15 protein-coding genes are annotated in these 17,244 nt (G+C 45.1%); 12 read left to right on the top strand and 3 right to left on the bottom strand.

The features are described 5' to 3' along the window. The first annotated feature begins 85 nt into the window (after positions 1-85). The 9 genes from L3V32_RS12870 to L3V32_RS12830 all read left to right on the top strand — a co-directional run bounded on the left by L3V32_RS12870 (position 86) and on the right by L3V32_RS12830 (position 8,838). Complete coding sequence (locus tag L3V32_RS12870; RefSeq protein WP_005394869.1) at positions 86-1,279, top strand: glycine C-acetyltransferase; 1,194 nt, start codon at positions 86-88, stop codon at positions 1,277-1,279. A 44-nt stretch (positions 1,280-1,323) separates the two neighbouring features. Further along, positions 1,324-2,355 (top strand): L-threonine 3-dehydrogenase, encoded by a 1,032-nt coding sequence (gene tdh, locus L3V32_RS12865; RefSeq protein ID WP_005394871.1) that lies wholly within the window; start codon positions 1,324-1,326, stop codon positions 2,353-2,355. 417 nt (positions 2,356-2,772) lie between these two features. Further along, complete coding sequence (locus L3V32_RS12860; RefSeq protein WP_237284437.1) at positions 2,773-3,267, top strand: spore coat protein U domain-containing protein; 495 nt, start codon at positions 2,773-2,775, stop codon at positions 3,265-3,267. Further along, on the top strand, positions 3,268-3,471 hold the full coding sequence (locus tag L3V32_RS12855) for a hypothetical protein (protein ID WP_237284436.1): 204 nt from the start codon (positions 3,268-3,270) through the stop codon (positions 3,469-3,471). Between the two features lie 21 nt (positions 3,472-3,492). After that, positions 3,493-3,804: a spore coat U domain-containing protein gene (locus L3V32_RS12850; RefSeq protein WP_308191686.1), complete on the top strand. Its 312-nt coding sequence runs from the start codon at positions 3,493-3,495 to the stop codon at positions 3,802-3,804. Positions 3,805-3,843: 39 nt separating this feature from the next. Further along, positions 3,844-4,602 (top strand): molecular chaperone, encoded by a 759-nt coding sequence (locus L3V32_RS12845; protein ID WP_046875764.1) that lies wholly within the window; start codon positions 3,844-3,846, stop codon positions 4,600-4,602. Further along, positions 4,595-7,009: a fimbria/pilus outer membrane usher protein gene (locus L3V32_RS12840; RefSeq protein ID WP_374269645.1), complete on the top strand. Its 2,415-nt coding sequence runs from the start codon at positions 4,595-4,597 to the stop codon at positions 7,007-7,009. The genes L3V32_RS12845 and L3V32_RS12840 overlap by 8 nt, the downstream gene beginning before the upstream one ends. Continuing rightward, positions 7,006-7,977 (top strand): spore coat U domain-containing protein, encoded by a 972-nt coding sequence (locus L3V32_RS12835; protein WP_065646354.1) that lies wholly within the window; start codon positions 7,006-7,008, stop codon positions 7,975-7,977. Before L3V32_RS12840 ends, L3V32_RS12835 begins: the two co-directional genes overlap by 4 nt. Positions 7,978-8,118: 141 nt before the next feature. After that, complete coding sequence (locus L3V32_RS12830; protein ID WP_237284434.1) at positions 8,119-8,838, top strand: carbonic anhydrase; 720 nt, start codon at positions 8,119-8,121, stop codon at positions 8,836-8,838. A gap of 72 nt (positions 8,839-8,910) precedes the next feature. On the opposite strand, the gene L3V32_RS12825 is transcribed toward L3V32_RS12830, so the two are convergent. Further along, positions 8,911-10,014: a mechanosensitive ion channel family protein gene (locus L3V32_RS12825; protein ID WP_237284433.1), complete on the bottom strand. Its 1,104-nt coding sequence runs from the start codon at positions 10,012-10,014 to the stop codon at positions 8,911-8,913. 300 nt (positions 10,015-10,314) lie between these two features. Here L3V32_RS12825 and L3V32_RS12820 point away from each other — a divergent pair, with 300 nt between their 5' ends. Continuing rightward, positions 10,315-10,662 carry a helix-turn-helix transcriptional regulator gene (locus tag L3V32_RS12820; RefSeq protein WP_005375109.1) on the top strand — a complete coding sequence of 116 codons (348 nt, stop codon included), beginning with the start codon at positions 10,315-10,317 and terminating at the stop codon, positions 10,660-10,662. Positions 10,663-10,752: 90 nt separating this feature from the next. Here L3V32_RS12820 and lldD read toward each other — a convergent pair whose 3' ends face one another. Together lldD and L3V32_RS12810 are read right to left on the bottom strand one after the other, a co-directional pair. Beyond that, positions 10,753-11,892, bottom strand: a complete 1,140-nt coding sequence (lldD, locus tag L3V32_RS12815) for an FMN-dependent L-lactate dehydrogenase LldD (protein WP_005383962.1) — start codon at positions 11,890-11,892, stop codon at positions 10,753-10,755. Between the two features lie 315 nt (positions 11,893-12,207). After that, positions 12,208-13,899: an L-lactate permease gene (locus tag L3V32_RS12810; RefSeq protein WP_237284432.1), complete on the bottom strand. Its 1,692-nt coding sequence runs from the start codon at positions 13,897-13,899 to the stop codon at positions 12,208-12,210. A gap of 162 nt (positions 13,900-14,061) precedes the next feature. Here L3V32_RS12810 and L3V32_RS12805 point away from each other — a divergent pair, with 162 nt between their 5' ends. Together L3V32_RS12805 and L3V32_RS12800 are read left to right on the top strand one after the other, a co-directional pair. Next, positions 14,062-14,961 carry a LysR family transcriptional regulator gene (locus L3V32_RS12805; protein ID WP_005375112.1) on the top strand — a complete coding sequence of 300 codons (900 nt, stop codon included), beginning with the start codon at positions 14,062-14,064 and terminating at the stop codon, positions 14,959-14,961. A gap of 121 nt (positions 14,962-15,082) precedes the next feature. After that, entirely contained in the window at positions 15,083-17,116 is a 2,034-nt protein-coding gene (locus L3V32_RS12800) for a prolyl oligopeptidase family protein (RefSeq protein WP_237284431.1), read from the top strand. The last annotated feature ends 128 nt before the right edge of the window (positions 17,117-17,244 follow it).

The raw sequence follows: 17,244 nt of genomic DNA, 5'->3' as shown, positions 1-17,244 counted from the left end.
ATAGCCCGTGATGCCCGTCACATAAAGGCTCAACCTAATTCTAAACGAGTAAATACTCGCCAAAATAACCAGGAAGGAATTTCAAATGTCTTCTGCATTCTACCAACAGATTCAGCAGCAAATTGAAGAAGTGAAGGCTGAAGGTCTTTACAAATCAGAGCGCGTAATCACGTCTCAGCAGCAAGCGGCTGTTAAAATCTCTACCGGTGAAGAAGTATTAAACTTCTGTGCAAACAACTACCTTGGTCTTGCTAACCATCCTGCGCTAATTGAAGCGGGTAAAGCGGGTATGGACGAACACGGCTTTGGTATGGCTTCAGTACGTTTCATCTGTGGTACTCAAGACATCCACAAAGAGCTTGAGCAGAAGTTGTCTAAGTTCCTAGGTAAAGAAGATACGATTCTTTACACCTCTTGCTTCGATGCAAATGCAGGCCTGTTTGAAACCATTCTCGGTAAAGAAGACGCAATTATTTCAGACGCACTAAACCACGCGTCAATCATCGACGGTGTTCGTCTATGTAAAGCAATGCGCTTCCGTTACTCAAACAACAACATGGAAGAGCTAGAGCAACAACTGATTGCTGCGAAAGAAGCGGGCGCACGCCACATTCTTATTGTTACTGACGGCGTGTTCTCAATGGACGGCGTAGTGGCGAACCTTCCGGCTATTTGTGACCTAGCTGAAAAATACGGCGCACTGACCATGGTTGATGACTCTCACGCGGTTGGCTTCATGGGTAAAACGGGTGCAGGTACACACGAATACCACAATGTGGTTGACCGTATCGACATCATTACAGGTACGCTAGGTAAAGCAATGGGTGGCGCTTCAGGTGGTTACACATCAGGTAAAGCGGAAGTGATCGACTGGTTACGTCAGCGTTCTCGTCCATACCTATTCTCTAACTCTGTTGCACCAGCAATCGTAAGCGCTTCTATCCGAGTTCTAGATCTACTAGAAGAGAGCGGTGACCTACGTGACCGTCTATGGGAAAACGCTGCACACTTCCGCGCACGTATGGAAGCTGCTGGTTTCACAATGGGCGGCGCTGACCATGCGATCATTCCAATCATGCTAGGTGATGCGAAAGTGGCAGCAGAATTTGCTGAGCGAGCACTAGAGAAAGGCATCTACGTAATCGGCTTCTCATTCCCTGTGGTACCAAAAGGCCAAGCGCGTATCCGTACTCAAATGTCAGCAGCGCATTCTCGTGAGCAGCTAGATCGTGCAATTGATGCGTTCATCGAAGTTGGTAAGGACATGGGTCTTATTTAAGACTCTAGGTCCTAGATAATAGGGCCTTTAATTAAGGTTACATTATGAAAATTAAAGCATTATCAAAGCTAAAGCCTGAAGAAGGCATCTGGATGACTGAGGTTGATAAACCTGAAGTTGGCCATAACGATATTCTGATCAAAATTAAGAAAACCGCTATCTGTGGTACAGACGTACACATCTACAACTGGGACGAATGGTCACAAAAGACAATTCCAGTACCTATGGTTGTCGGTCACGAATACGTGGGTGAAGTGGTTGCGATTGGTCAGGAAGTTCGTGGCTTTGAAATTGGTGACCGCGTATCTGGTGAAGGTCACATAACTTGTGGTCACTGCCGTAACTGTCGTGGCGGTCGTACTCACTTGTGTCGCAACACGATCGGTGTGGGTGTAAACCGTGAAGGCGCATTTGCAGAATACCTAGTGATTCCTGCATTTAACGCGTTTAAGATCCCTGACGAGATTTCTGACGATCTAGCATCGATCTTCGACCCGTTCGGTAACGCGGTACACACTGCGCTTTCTTTCGATCTAGTCGGTGAAGACGTGCTCATCACTGGTGCTGGCCCAATCGGCATCATGGCCGCCGCAGTTGCGAAACACGTCGGCGCTCGTCATGTGGTTATCACAGACGTAAACGAGTACCGTTTAGAGCTAGCTCGTAAAATGGGTGTAACACGCGCAGTAAATGTTGCTGAAGAGAAGCTTGAAGATGTAATGGCTGAACTAGGCATGACAGAAGGTTTTGATGTAGGCCTAGAAATGTCTGGTAACCCAGCGGCATTCAACTCAATGCTAACCACAATGAACCACGGTGGCCGTATTGCATTACTCGGTATTCCACCATCAGATATGGGCATTGATTGGAACCAAGTGATCTTCAAAGGCCTAGTTATCAAAGGCATCTATGGTCGTGAAATGTTCGAAACATGGTACAAGATGGCTTCACTGATTCAATCTGGTCTGGATCTATCACCAATTATTACGCACCACTACAAGATTGATGACTTCCAAGAAGGCTTCGATGTCATGCGTTCAGGCATGTCTGGCAAAGTTATCCTTGATTGGGAATAATCTGCTCAAATAAGAAAGCGCTCCGAAAGGGGCGTTTTTTTTTCGTTTTTTAAACGGTTAGATTTTTTATTATTTAGCTCACACCCTATCTCTTTTCGTTTCTAAAAGCTGTCTAATTCAGAAAAAACTGCCTTCTTCGTGTTTCAACGTATGCAGAATACACTAAAGACCTTTTATTTAATATGGTTAATTGGTGGTTTTATATTCCAACCTAAAAGAATATCTCGGTGTAAAGCACTGCTTTTCTTTTGACAACTACAATGAACTGACTTCTTTTTATCTTTTTAATCTTGATATGCACTTTGTTTTATTTGTTGAGCTATAACTAATAATACAATCATCTGTATAGAGTTCACAGAGATAGAAATGGAGCTTCATATGAAAATTTTTTGTTTGATTATTTCCTTGTTATTTACAGTGTTGAGCTTACAAACGAGGGCAGAGACAATTAGCGGTACGATAGACGTTTCGATCAATTTAGTGGAAGGCTGTGTCATTAATGGCAATAATGCGGTGAACGGTTCCAGTAATATTGGTTTTGGCTCATTAAATTTTGGTGACGTTCCGGCCATTTTTACTGAGCAAGACGCAGTCTTGACTGGGGAAGGTGGTACGGGGATCGAAATACTTTGCAGCAATGGAGTCACGCCTACTTTCTCTTTAGTCAGTGGTGCCAACGATCCCAGTTCGACGACAGGTAATCACGCAATGACCAACGGATCCGAGTTTGTGGATTACACTCTCTTCACTGATTCAGATCGTTCTACCCAGTTTACCTCGAGTAACCCTATAGCACTCTCTACATTTAATGGTGTTGATTCAGAGACCATTAATTTGTACGCCACGGCATACGGTACCAGCAGCGTCGCAGGAAATTATGTTGATACACTAAACGTAACTCTGAGTTGGTAAGTGAACTCTATATTACTCAAAGCATTTTTATTCACCGCCTGTGCCACTTTTTCCTATCCTATTTTTGCAGCGCAGAGTGAAACTTTCCAAGTGTCAGCGACCATTGATACGGGATGTCTGATCAATGGTGCGCTGACAGAAGAGAGTAGCACTCAAATTGGAACAATAGGAGAGTTAAACTTTGGTGAACATTCTGCTATTTAAGCTGCGGAAGTAGAAGGCAGCATCACCTACAACGGTGGGCTTACGTTAAGTTGTACCCCTGGCATAGCCATGAATATTAAGATTGACGGTGGTTTGAACGCTTCGGTAGGGGTACGCAAGCTGAAGCACACAGAAAAGTCGAGTACGGTGGATTATTTATTATTTGAAGATGCAGAACATTCTCAAGTATTAGACATTGATACTCCCTATTCTGTTGGAACTAATGAAGACCCTGACAACATTCAGGTGCCAATTTGGGCAAAGGCGATATTAAATGGAAATGAAATCGCTGGTATTTATACAGATACTCTTACCTTAACGCTTGAGTGGTAAGCGCTGTTTCGAAGAAATGATAACCTTCGGAGAAATTAAATGGATTTAATAATAAAAAGACTGGTTTTCGTCACTATTTTCTTATCAACGTTAACTTCACAGGCCTATGCTAATTCTCTCCTTATTTGGCCTATTTACCCTAAAATATCTTCTGAATCGAATGCAACATCAATTTGGATGGTTAATCAAGGCACTGAAGATTTTTATTTGCAGGTTCGTATTTTTCAGTGGGGACAGAAGGATGGGCAGGATACATATGCGCAGCAACGACAACTGATAGCTACGCCTCCTTTTGTGAAAATTGCACCTGGTGCCAAGCAACTTATTCGTATATTAAATCAAGATGGGGCGCTTTCGAATAAAGAGTACGCATATCGTATTATCATCGATGAACTCCCGCCAGCTAAAGGGCCTCAAGATGAAAATAAAGAAAATGATCTGGCAGTAAAAGTGAGAATGAGATATTCCATACCATTGTTTATGTACGGTAAAGGGATGAAAAGACCATCCCAAGGAACAAATGAAGTTTGGAGCGGACTACAGGCAAAGATTATAAAGAGTAAAGATAAGAACCTTATTCATATAGAAAACACCAGTAATCACTATGTCAGATTAGTCAACCTAGCAGTGACCGCACCAAACCAATCGCCTTTTATCGTTTCGAAAGGGTTAGCAGGGTATATATTACCTGAGCAATATAAAACGTGGCCTATTTCTTACTCCAATATGAAAAATATAAAAGTAAAGGCGGATATTGAAGGTAAGCGTTACGTTATTCCACTCGAACAAAATGAATAAGATTTTATATCTATCTTGTTTATTTACCAGTATGACGCCTGGCGTGGGTTGGTGCGACAACGTAGTGACCCATTTATCGCAGTTACCTAGCCCTGAAAACTTTTCTTATGAGAACTTTGAAAATATTCATTTGTCGTTAGAACTAGTCATTAATCAACGACCGACGGGTTTAATCTCGGATGTTGAACGTAAAGGCGAGCGTTACTTCGTGTATAGAGACGATTTACTGTCTGCTGGCGTGGTCGCGGATGTATTACCTGGGACGCAAGAGAAGTTAGACATAACATCAATATCGGGTGTAGAGGTCGATTATTTGCAATCGTCACTGCAATTATCAATCACATTGCCTCCGAATTGGTTGCCGATGCAACGCTTTTCTGCGCAGAACAGGAGGCGTTTTTCCCCTGCTAAATTCGGAACTGGTGGGTTATTTAATTACAGTGTGTTTGGTGTTTATGATCACGAGAGTAGTCAAAAAGAAGTATCTATTAACCACGAATTGAGAGCCTTTTCTGAATTCGGCGTACTTTCTACGACGGGAATATTTAAATCTAACCTTCATCGAGATGTTCAAGCGCAACAAAGTAATAAATATACGCGCTTCGACACGAGGTACGAATATGTTGATCAAAGTCGTCGATTGCGCTTTGAAGTAGGGGATTACATTGTGAGGCCCCTTGCATGGAGTCAACCAGTTCGAATGGCTGGTATTCAACTGTCACATGACTTCTCTATGCGTCCAGATGTGGTTACCGCCCCTTTACCTGCATTTTATGGCGAAGTAACTGCTCCCACGACGTTAGATTTATTTGTAAACGGATTAAAAACCGATTCACTGTTTGTGGGGCCGGGACCGTTTGTTATCAATGATATTCCAATGGTATCGGGAGCTGGTGAAGCCACAGTGATTGCAACGGATGCCCAGGGAAGGCGGACTGCAATGACCAGTCCATTTTTCCTTTCAGCTAACTTGCTGAAGGCTAACTACACCTCTTACAACGCCAGTTTTGGTGCTTTACGCCAAAACTATGGCAACGCTTCAAATGACTATGGCGATGGTGCTGTTGTCGCAGCTGCGAGGCACGGAATGACAAACTGGCTAACGTTGGAGGCACAAACCGAAGCGAAAGATGACTTAATTGTTGCGGGAGTCGGTTTTGTTACCAACCTATTCAATATGGGAACGATTGATGGGGCGGTAAGGTTTAGTAATTATGAGCAGAGAGCGAGTTCCTATTCAGTTGGTTATAGTTATCAATCTCGAATGTTTAGCTTTTCCGCTCGTACCCAAGTTGAGAGCGAGGGATTTTACACGCTTTCCCAAGCACCAGAGAACTTGAGAAGTGACAACACTAACGAGCGAGAGAATTTGTCTCGGCATGTCTCTCAGATAAATGTTGGCGCCCGGCTGAATGAGTGGGGTTCGTTATCAGGGGGATACTTTGATGTTCAGCAAACCGACTCTCGATCGAGAATACTTAATGTAACTTACAGCCGCTCGCTTCCGTTCGATATCAACATGTCATTATCGTTTAATCGAAACATCGATGGGGAGGCAGTTACGTTAGCACAATTCTCATTACCTTTGAGCGCTTTCTCTGGTAGCGCGGGATTAACCATGAAGCGTGAAAGCGATGGTCATCTTAGTGGCCGTGCTAGTGTTAGTCGACTTGCGCCGATTCGAGGTGGTTTGGGAATCAACTTAGCGCATGATATTAATGAAAAGCCTGACAATAGAAAGCAGGCCGATGTTACTTACCGAGCCTCTTGGGCGGAGTTCCGAGCGGGCTTAAACGGGACGAGTGGTAATTACGATTATTTTGCCGAAATGTCGGGTTCGGTTGCGTCACTCGATGGTGAAATATTCCCTGCAAATAATGTGTATGATAGTTTCGCTGTTGTCAGTACTAGCGGTTTTGAAGGTGTGCCCGTCAAATATGAGAATCAAGTCGTTGGATTGACTGATGATGACGGTTACTTACTTGTACCGTGGGCAATGGCATATTACACCGCAAAATATGAAATTGATCCGCTTAGATTACCAGCCAATGCTTTTTTCCCAACAACAGAACAATACGCGTCGATACATTCTGGGTACGGCTATTTGCTCGAGTTCCCAATAGCTTTGCAAGTTGCGTTAAGCATGGAGGTTGTTGATGAAAATGACGCCTACTTGCCATTAGGAACTTATGGTCAATCAGATACTGGAGTGGTAGGGCAAATTGGTTGGGATGGAGTGACGTATTTTGAGGGGCGTAATGTAGGTGAGTACATTATCTTTTACCCCGAAGGCTTTCCACCATGTAAAGTATTTATAACGGGACTCTATCAAACACGGAGCGAGAAAATACAGACATTAGGTAAACAAGTCTGCACGAAAGAGCAAAAAGCAGAGGTACAATTATGAGTCGGTATTCTCGTTATCTTTGGTTTTTTCTTCTTTTTATATCGTCCGGTAACATGGCTTGTGAGCTCACTGCGCCGACGCCTTTGATTCAATTTGGAAGCGTTTCCTCGTTTACCGTTTCAACTATTCAGCAACAGAGCTCAGCCCAGCCTCACGCAGGGATAACGTGTGACTTTTCTACACTTGTTTCTTTGTTGAGTGGCGACTATGTGTCTGCAACGTTTAACAGTACTAACGATGGGCGGTTGCTTAATGCGGCGGATATTAGTTCGGAACTTAGCTATCAGATTTTTGGAGATCCAAGCCTTTCGCAAGAGTACATTTTTGGCCAAACTTACAATTTTTTTGAAATTGGGCTGCTCGATTTACTAGGTTTATTTGGCACTCAAGCTGAATTTCCGCTTTATGCCCGGACAGGAGCTGGTAGTAATCTCTCAGCAGGGACTTATCGAGACCAAATTACGGTGTCTTGGATTTGGAATTATTGCTCAGGAATTGGAGTTGGAGGCGTATGTCTTGGGCGAGAAACAGGCAATGCACAAAGCTTGATTACGGTAGAGTTGGAAGTCACTCCCGATTGTATGATCACGGCGCCAGATATTAATTTTGGTTCATCACCATTGGTGGCAGGTTTTGACCCTGTCAGTCAGGTTATATCATTAACCTGTACCAAGAACAGTGCTTTTACCATTGGTTTAAACGACGGTGTGAATGCCTCCGGAGGCCAACGACGGATGGCATCTGGCGGTAACTATTTGGAGTATGAAATCTATAAATCCTCATCGACGGAGCGGTGGGGGGACACTGGTTCTGAACGTCGTGAACAGAGCGATGTGGATACGGGTGACACTATTCCCGATGGCATCACTCCGCAGAACTTCAATTATCGCGCAGAGATAATAACAAGCCAAACCACCCCACCAGCTGGCACTTATACCGACTCGATAATCGTTGATGTTCAATTTTGAGCATCATATCAATTGCATAACTAGAGGCATCTATTCCAAAAAACTTTTGTAATCATAGTTTTCACTCTATTCCCGCTTAATTCTGTGCGATTAGTATGGTTTTGTTTTCACAACATTTAACTTGAAGGAATAAGGAAAACTATGAAGAAGTCACTGGCAGCACTAGGTTTGGCGTTGGTATTTACAGGAACAGCTTACGCAGCAAGCTGGGGTTACGAGGGGAGTCACGGGCCTGAGCATTGGGGCGAGTTTGCGTCTGAATGTTCCAAAGGTCAAAACCAAAGCCCAATTAATATTGTCTCCGCAGCAGAAGCGAAGTTAGACAAATTGCAGTTCGACTACCATGGCAAAGCAATCTCATTGCTCAATAACGGCCACACCCTGCAAACCAGCCTAGAGGGTGACAACACACTGTTGATTGATGGCAATGCATTCACGTTAAAGCAGTTCCACTTCCATACCCCGTCAGAAAACCATGTGGATGGCAAAGAATACCCTTTAGAAGCGCACTTTGTGCATGCTGATACAACTGGCCATTTGGCGGTTGTGGCCGTGTTTTTTCAATCCGGAAAAGCGAATCCAGATTTAGCGAAGTTACTAGCAAACATACCAAGTAAAGATCAAGGTGTAGAGATTAAATTGCCATTTGAAACGGATGCGTTGCTTCCAAAAGACAAAGCGTATTATCGCTTTAATGGCTCACTAACGACACCACCATGCTCTGAAGGGGTACGTTGGTTAGTGATGAAAGAAGCACAAACCATTTCCCCTGAGCAGATTAAAGCGTTTACGACAGTGATGGGGAAAAACAATCGTCCCATCCAACCATTGAATGCTCGTATGGTGTTAATGCAGCACTAACCAATCCAAGCAAATAAAAAATGAAAAAGCCCGCTTGAATAAAGCGGGCTTTGTTATTGGTATTGGTGGAAATTAGAAGCCGTGATCTTCTTGCGCTTCAGTTTTTATCATTTGAACTGGATCGAGCTTGAGTGTTTGAGTTGGGAAGGCGATATCTGCTTCGTGTTCTTTAATGATGTTAATTACTTGAAGAAGAACATCCTGTTTAACCTCATGGTATCTCACCCAATTCACGGTTTTTGTGAAGGTATAAATGAAGAAATGCAGTGACGATGGACCGAACGTATCGAAGTTGACGATAAGCGTTTGGCGTGCATCAATATCTTTGTGATTCTTAAGCATCTCTTTCACCGCTGTAATGATTTGCGGCATTTTTTCGGCGTCGTCGTAACGAAGTCCAATTTTTTCGTAGATGCGTCGGTTTAGCATGCGAGATGGGTTTTCTACGACTATGTTGCTAAACACAGAGTTTGGCACATAAAGAGGACGCTTATCGAAAGTTCGGATGATGGTCATTCTCCAGCCAATTCGCTCTACCGTACCTTCAATTTGGCGATCTGGAGAGCGGATCCAGTCGCCAACTTTAAACGGACGATCGAAGTAGATCATAAGGCCGCCAAAGAAGTTCGACAGCAGATCTTTCGCCGCTAAACCAACGATTAAACCACCGACACCACCAAAGGTGAGCAATCCTGACAGTGACAAGCCAAACGCCTGCATCACAGTGAGAATTCCGACGGTAATAAAGAACAAGCGCGCGACTTTAGCTATCGCTTGCACTGTGGTTTCATCTCGGTTTTTTTGTTCTAGGACGTACTCTTCAACATTGGTAATGAGTCGCATAACGGTCCAGACGAAGATACTGATCACCAAAATCAGTTTCAGCGTGCTTAACCAGTTTATTTTATCGTTGAGCTCGCTCTCTAATATGATGCCGATAGAGACGGTTGCTGGCCAACACCAAATGAGTGTACTGACTGGCGCTTTTAGCGCATCAAGCAACATGTCATCCCAGTGGAAAGGGGTTTTCTCTACTAGTACTGCGAGACGAGAGCGGATCAGTCGCCAAGCTATCCAAGCAATAAAGCTGGCGAGTGTAATGAAAAGGACACTCCCACTCCAATCTTGATGAGATGTTTCAATATAGCTTTGCAAATCGGTAAACCACTGTGACATATGTAACTTCTTTCTAGTGAACCATGGAAGGAAAGGTAGCAGATATTACTCCTTCACCCCAGTGATTTCCTTTAAATCATTTACTTATGTATAAATCGCCTGAGGTAGGCTAGTTCGTGAGGTGAAAAGTGAGTGGTCGAAACTGAGTGATGAGCCGCCGTTCCATTCGTGTGCGGAGCTTCGTCATCTCCGATGTGCGTTGATATTTGAACGATCAATTATAACTTCTCTGACTTATCGCTAACATTTATCTTAAGTAAGTGTGAGAGTGTATTGGCTCTTGAATTAGCGGAGGCAGATATGGAATTTACAGAGCTGGATCGAAACGCGCTCTACGACATCTGGATGTCACAAAAAGCCAAAATGCACATCACTCAAATGGAAATGGCGAAGCGCCTTGGTTTGAGTCTACACGAGTTTTCTGGCTTGTTACGTGGTAATTCTCCACTGACGCTAGGTTTTGTAAAACAGCTATGCGAGCAGCTACATGTACGTCCTGGTCAGGTGATTCCGTCTTTGACGGAGCGTGATCTATCTGCATCTGGTACGGTTTATTTACAAAATCGTGTGACGGTGGATGGCGATATCAGTAACGTGTTTATCGACGGCAACCAAGTCGTGATCGAGTACGTTCACCAAGTTAGTTAGCTTGCTCGTCAAATTATCGGGTTGAAGAGCAATAAAAAACGAGCCAACTGTGGCTCGTTTTTTCGTTTCTGTTTTGCTCGCCTGCAAAGATTATGGGATTTTCACCAAGGAATCGCGAGAAAGGTCCGCGATAGACTTCGCGCCAGTAAGCGTCATAGCTACACGCATTTCTTTGTCGTACAGATCCAGTAGGTTTTCAACGCCTGCGCCGCCTTGTGCAGCCAATGCGTACACAAATGAACGACCAAGCAGTGTGCAGTCAGCGCCCAGCGCGAGCATACGAACCACATCAAGACCAGTACGGATACCAGAGTCCACAAAGATCTTAAGATCGCCTTTTACCGCATCTGCAATGCTTGGTAGTGCTTTAGCACTTGAAAGTACACCATCTAACTGACGACCACCATGGTTAGATACGACAATGCCATCCGCGCCGAAACGTACCGCATCTTTCGCGTCTTCTTCGTCGAGGATGCCTTTGATGACCATAGGGCCATCCCAAAAGTCACGAATCCACTCAAGATCTTTCCAAGAGATAGACGGGTCGAAGTTTGCGCCTAACCAGCCGATGTAATCTTCTAGCTTTGTTGGTTCGCCACGATACGTTGAGATGTTACCTAAGTCGTGCGGCTTACCAAGTAGGCCCACATCCAGTGCCCAGCTTGGGTGGCGCATTGCCTGGAATACACGACGCATGGCTGCGTTAGGGCCACTCATACCTGAGTGCATGTCACGGTAACGCGCGCCAGGAACTGGCATATCAACGGTAAACACCAGCGTTGTTACGCCCGCAGCTTTTGCACGCTCAAGCACGTTCTTCATAAAGCCACGGTCTTTAAGCACGTAAAGCTGGAACCACATTGGACGTTCAATTGCAGGTGCGACTTCTTCAATCGGACAAACCGAAACGGTCGACATAGTAAACGGGATGCCTTTCTTCTCGGCCGCTTTTGCTGCTTGCACTTCGCCTCGGCGCGCGTACATACCAGTTAGACCAACAGGAGCTAGCGCGATTGGCATTGCCAGTTTCTCACCGAAGATCTCGGTTTCTAGGCTCAAATCTGTCATATCGCGTAGGACGCGTTGGCGAAGGGCGACATCACCTAAATCGTCAGTATTACGCTTCAGCGTGCGTTCGTCGTAAGAGCCGCCATCAATATAATGGAATAGAAACGGGGGAAGCTTGGCTTTCGCGGCAGCGCGGTAGTCAGTAGAAGCTGAGATAATCATAATGGTGTCCTAGCGGTTATTCTAAGCAAAGTTGTGGAGCAATTTGCTCTTTCGTTGAGCCTTCATCGCAAAGCAGTGAAGGCATCAAAATGAGTATAGTTACCTATGGTTCACTTACTTTTGAACTGCTGATGTTGGTAACTCATTTACATAATTGATTGAAAAATTTTGTTAAATCACTCAATCAGTTATACAAATTGGAAAGGATGACACAGCTGCCGGGGGGATTGATGTAGCAAGCTAAATCAACATGTCGGGGTAGTAGTGCTGACAGCTGTGTCAAATTAGGCAGGGCTACAAACCCTGCGTTTCGCGTTACTTCATCAAGACATCCGTCATTTGGAGGCCGTAAATCAACACCAAACCAATAATGCCCGTCATTACAATGTAGTAGAACGTAGGGATAATCGTCTTACGCAATGTTGCGCCTTCACGACCAAGTAAACCTACGGTGGCTGATGCGGCAACAACGTTGTGAATCGCAATCATGTTACCTGCGGCAGCGCCAACGGCTTGAAGCGACACAACAATCACACTCGAAATAGACAGTGTTTGTGCCACTTCGAATTGGAACTGGCTGAACATCATGTTTGAAACCGTATTTGAGCCAGCGATGAACGCACCCAGCGCACCAACGGTGGCACTCAGTGCTGGGAACGCAGAACCGACAAGGTCAGAGGCAAAGTTAGCTGTTGTAACCGGCATACTTGCTAGGTCAGCGCCGTTAATACCAGAGTTGATGAAGATACGAACCATCGGGATGGTAAATACCAAGACAAACCCCGCGCCAATCAGTGTTTTGCTTGACTCGCCAAACGCTTCACGCAATGGTTTTACGCTGCCACTTTGTAACATTGCGGCAAGCAGTGCGACAAACAAGAGGATGCCACCTGGCAGGTACAACGGCTGAATAGCGGCACTCACACCAGTCTCACCAAGAATATTGCTGAACGACAAACTTACGCTTTGTACAAAGCCTTTCAGTTCCGGACTTACGCGGCTTGCGACGAGAATTACCGCCAGCATTACATATGGTACCCAAGCTTTTACGATGCTCATTGGCTTGCCTGGATTGTCGTTTAGATCGACTTTTAGCGAGCCCAGCCATTCAGCAGGCCATTTGTCTTCGCTTTCGAAATCCCACTTAGTCTTTGGTACTAAGAAGCCTTTTTTCGCTGCGGTAACAACAATAGAAAGACCAACCAAACCACCGATTAGTGAAGGGAATTCTGCACCCAAGAACACACCAGTTAATGCGTATGGCACAGTGAAAGAGACACCTGCGAATAAAGCAAATGGTAGAATATCCAGACCTTCACTCCAGCTTCTGTTCTTGCCGAAGAAACGTGTTAACATCATCGCCATTAATACAGGGATCATCGTACCTACAACAGCGTGAATCACAGCAACGTGCGCGGTGATATCTTGCAGGTACATTTCCCATGTTGCGCCTTGTGCAGCCAAAGACTCACTGATGTTATGGGTGTCTAAACCTTTGTTTACACCCACGATGATTGGCGTACCCACCGCACCGAATGAAACAGGCGTTGACTGAATCATCATGCCCATTAGGACAGCGGCTAGCGCAGGGAAGCCGATTGCAACCAGTAGTGGCGCAGCAATTGCTGCCGGGGTACCGAACCCTGATGCGCCTTCAATGAATGAGCCAAAACACCAAGCAATGATGATGGCCTGCACACGGCGGTCAGCTGAAATATCGGTAAATCCATTACGGATAGTGGTGATCGCTCCAGTGTGTTTTAAAGTGTTGAGCAAGAAGATGGCACCAAACACGATCCATAGAACAGAGACAGTAATGCCTAGCCCTTGGAATACAGAAGCCAGTACGCGATTGGCTGACATATCCCAAAACATTAGAGCAATAGCGACGGTTAAACCGAACGCAACAGGCATGGCTTTTTTAGCAGGCCAGTTGAGACCAACCAATAAGATGGCGGCAACAACAATTGGCGAAAATGCCACTAGGGCAAGTAGGGTTTCACTCATTTGTACATCCTTCGTACGCTGACTTCTCGAACGGTGTCAATCCGCTGTAGAGGTGACTTTTTGTTGTAATGGTTTTGTTAATTTGGCGTGAATTTACTCCTTTATTTTTTGTTGATATAGGGAAATAATGAAAATAATTAATTCCAAAAGTGACATAATCGTATGAGAGCAGACGACTTAATCCTATTTTCTCAAGTAATCGAACTGGGCAGTTTTAGTAAGGTTGCAGAAGCAAATAACCTTACAAATTCGGTAGTTAGCAAAAGAATGGCAAGGTTGGAGGAAGAGATAGGGGCGCAGCTATTATATCGAACAACGCGTAAATTGACCTTAACCGAAGCAGGTAAGGTGTTACTCCACAGTGCTAAAAATGTGAAGCAGGCCACTCAGGAGGCTATGGACGCTGTTGCAGGCTTTGGAGAGAATGTGAGCGGTCACATAAAAATGTCCGTGCCTTGTATCTCTGGAGATTTGATACTTGCTGATGCCGTTGCGGAATTTTGTAACCTTCATCCGGGTCTGACCGTGGACATGTCATTGGATAACCGCTTTGTCGATTTGGTGGCTGATGGTTACGATTTAGTCATTCGAACTGGCTACCTAGCCGATTCCAGTTTGATCGCACGACATATTCTCGATTCCCAATGGGTGGTATGCGCGTCCCCTTCATATATCGCTAAAAATGGGAAGCCGATCGAGCCGATTGATCTCACCACGCACAATTGTCTGCAATACGCTTACCAAACCACAGGTGCAACAGACTGGGAGTTCAAAGGAGAAGATGGTAATTACATCGTCAAAGTCTCGGGCTGCTTTTCTACTGATAACGCGACCGCATTACGTAAAGCCGCTCTGGGCGGCCATGGTATAGCTTACGTCCCGCGCTGTTTGGTGTACCACGATATTCGTAATGGCCAGCTGGTGGATATTTTCCCCGAACTGGTCGGCAAAAAGCTGGGTATCTACGCGGTGTACCCGTTTACTCGTCAACCACCGAATAAAGTGAAGCTGCTTATTGAGCACATTCGTGATCGTTACTTAACGATATCTCATTATTTCTAGGTTCTTCATAGATTTAAAACAATGTCGTTGAAATCAATATTGGGTGCTCTAAGGTGGTCACCGCAATAAAACGATATGAAAATAAACAACTTAATAAAAACAACGGAGTAACACGGACGTTATGCATTACCCAAAAACACGTAAAGATTCTGTCGTGGACACTTACTTTGGTCACGACATTGCCGACCCTTATCGCTGGTTAGAAAATGATCGCAGCGAAGAAACCGCACAATGGGTTTCGGGTCAAAACTCGGTAACATTCGATTTTCTTGGTCAGATCCCGTATCGCCAACAGATTCGTGACTTGGTCGCAAACAGTCAAAATTACGAGAAATACTCTCAGCCATTTTTGCGCGGTGATTATACTTACTTTTACAAAAACGACGGTTTGCAAAACCAAAGCGTGCTGTATCGTCGTAAAGGGGAGGGAGAAGCCGAAGTCTTCCTTGACCCAAATACGTTCTCTGAAGAGGGCACGACCTCTCTTGGCGAAGTCAGCTTCTCGAAAGATTATCGTTTGGTCGCGTATTCCATCTCGGAAGGGGGCAGTGACTGGCGCAAGATCTTTGTTATTGATGCGGAAACCAAAGAACAGTTAGAGCCTGAGATTGTGGATGCGAAGTTTACGTCGATTTCTTGGCGGGGCAGCAAAGGCTTCTATTACTCAAGCTATGATAAGCCGCAAGGCAGTGAGTTATCTGCGCGAACTGAACATCACAAGCTTTATTATCATGAACTTGGTACACCTCAGTCTGAAGATAAAGTGATTTTCGGTGAGTTGGATACGCAGGTTCACCGTTATGTGTCTGGTACCACGACGACGGACGATCGCTTCCTCATTATTTCTGGCGCGGAATCCACATCGGGTAATCGTCTGTTTTATATCGACTTACAGTCTGAGTCCCAAGCGATTGTGACGCTTCGTGATACAACGCAAGGTGACACCTACTTGATTGATAGTCAAGACGAAACCTTGCTGCTTTACACCAACCTAGATGCGCCGAATGGCAAAGTTGTCAGCTACAACACCCGAACAGCGCAATGGATGGATGTGATTGCTGAACAAGAACAGCCGTTAGAAATCAGCAAAGGTGGCGGTTATCTGTTTGCGACTTATATGGTGGATGTACTTTCTAAAGTGCAGCAGTTTAACTACCAAGGTGAATGGATTCGAGATGTTGAACTGCCGGGAGAGGGTACGGCTTATGGTCTAGCGGGTAAAAAAGAAGAAACCACGCTGTATTACACCTTTACTAACTACGTGACGCCACCGACGATCTTCTCATTTGATGTTGAGTCTGGTGAATCGACGCTGTTTCAAGAATCAAAAGCGCCATTCGATCGCAGTGAGTATGAATCAAAACAGGTGTTTTACACCTCAAAAGATGGCACGCAAGTTCCGATGATCATCTCATACAAGAAGGGCATCGCGCTTGATGGCAGTGCGCCAACCATGCTGTATGGTTACGGCGGTTTTAACATCAGCCTCACTCCGATGTTTTCTGGCAATGTGGCCAACTGGCTAGAAGTGGGTGGTATTTACGCTGTAGCCAACATGCGAGGCGGCGGTGAATACGGTAAAGCTTGGCACAACGCAGGCACTCAGCAGCAAAAGCAAAACGTATTTGATGACTTTATTGCGGCGGCGGAATACCTGATTGAAAACGACTACACTAGCTCCGAGCGTCTAGCGATTCGTGGTGGTTCAAATGGCGGCTTGTTGGTTGGTGCGTGTATGACGCAACGTCCTGAGTTATTTAAGGTGGCGCTGCCAGCCGTAGGTGTGCTTGATATGCTGCGTTACCACACGTTTACGTCTGGAGAAGGCTGGAAGTATGACTATGGCACGTCTGAGCAAAGCGAAGCGATGTTCCAATACTTGCTTGGCTACTCTCCTGTTCACAATGTAAAAGAAGGCGTGCAGTATCCTGCGACATTGGTGACAACTGCTGATCACGACGACCGAGTTGTGCCAGCACATTCGTACAAGTTTATTGCGGAGCTGCAAGACAAGCAGCAAGGTGCTAATCCAGTATTGATACGCATTGATGTCAATGCTGGTCATGGTGCAGGGATGCCGCTGAGTAAGCAAATTGACCTCACCACAGACGTGTATGCATTTACGTTATACAATATGGGTATTGAGTCGATTTAATGCCTTAGTTGCTCGAAGCTTCTGAGAATAAAAAATGCCGCGACACTGTCGCGGCATTTTTCATGGTTGGGGGAACTCAATTCATACTGTTTGCCAGTATGTGAGCCAGGTTGACTAAGTTTGACTCT

This window comes from Vibrio sp. J2-4, assembly GCF_021728155.1.
In the GTDB taxonomy this organism is placed as follows: Bacteria; Pseudomonadota; Gammaproteobacteria; order Enterobacterales; family Vibrionaceae; genus Vibrio; species Vibrio diabolicus.
Note: the sequence above shows the minus strand (reverse complement) of the source record. Positions and strands in the feature narration are given on the sequence as shown.

What these genes read in the sequence shown, in the direction of transcription:
- L3V32_RS12810 (WP_237284432.1), bottom strand. Translation starts at nt 13,899, where the DNA reads ATGAGTGAAACCCTACTTGCCCTAGTGGCATTTTCGCCAATTGTTGTT.
- L3V32_RS12820 (WP_005375109.1), top strand. Translation starts at nt 10,315, where the DNA reads ATGGAATTTACAGAGCTGGATCGAAACGCGCTCTACGACATCTGGATG.
- L3V32_RS12870 (WP_005394869.1), top strand. Translation starts at nt 86, where the DNA reads ATGTCTTCTGCATTCTACCAACAGATTCAGCAGCAAATTGAAGAAGTG.
- L3V32_RS12825 (WP_237284433.1), bottom strand. Translation starts at nt 10,014, where the DNA reads ATGTCACAGTGGTTTACCGATTTGCAAAGCTATATTGAAACATCTCAT.
- tdh (WP_005394871.1), top strand. Translation starts at nt 1,324, where the DNA reads ATGAAAATTAAAGCATTATCAAAGCTAAAGCCTGAAGAAGGCATCTGG.
- L3V32_RS12800 (WP_237284431.1), top strand. Translation starts at nt 15,083, where the DNA reads ATGCATTACCCAAAAACACGTAAAGATTCTGTCGTGGACACTTACTTT.
- L3V32_RS12840 (WP_374269645.1), top strand. Translation starts at nt 4,595, where the DNA reads ATGAATAAGATTTTATATCTATCTTGTTTATTTACCAGTATGACGCCT.
- L3V32_RS12805 (WP_005375112.1), top strand. Translation starts at nt 14,062, where the DNA reads ATGAGAGCAGACGACTTAATCCTATTTTCTCAAGTAATCGAACTGGGC.
- L3V32_RS12830 (WP_237284434.1), top strand. Translation starts at nt 8,119, where the DNA reads ATGAAGAAGTCACTGGCAGCACTAGGTTTGGCGTTGGTATTTACAGGA.
- lldD (WP_005383962.1), bottom strand. Translation starts at nt 11,892, where the DNA reads ATGATTATCTCAGCTTCTACTGACTACCGCGCTGCCGCGAAAGCCAAG.
- L3V32_RS12835 (WP_065646354.1), top strand. Translation starts at nt 7,006, where the DNA reads ATGAGTCGGTATTCTCGTTATCTTTGGTTTTTTCTTCTTTTTATATCG.
- L3V32_RS12845 (WP_046875764.1), top strand. Translation starts at nt 3,844, where the DNA reads ATGGATTTAATAATAAAAAGACTGGTTTTCGTCACTATTTTCTTATCA.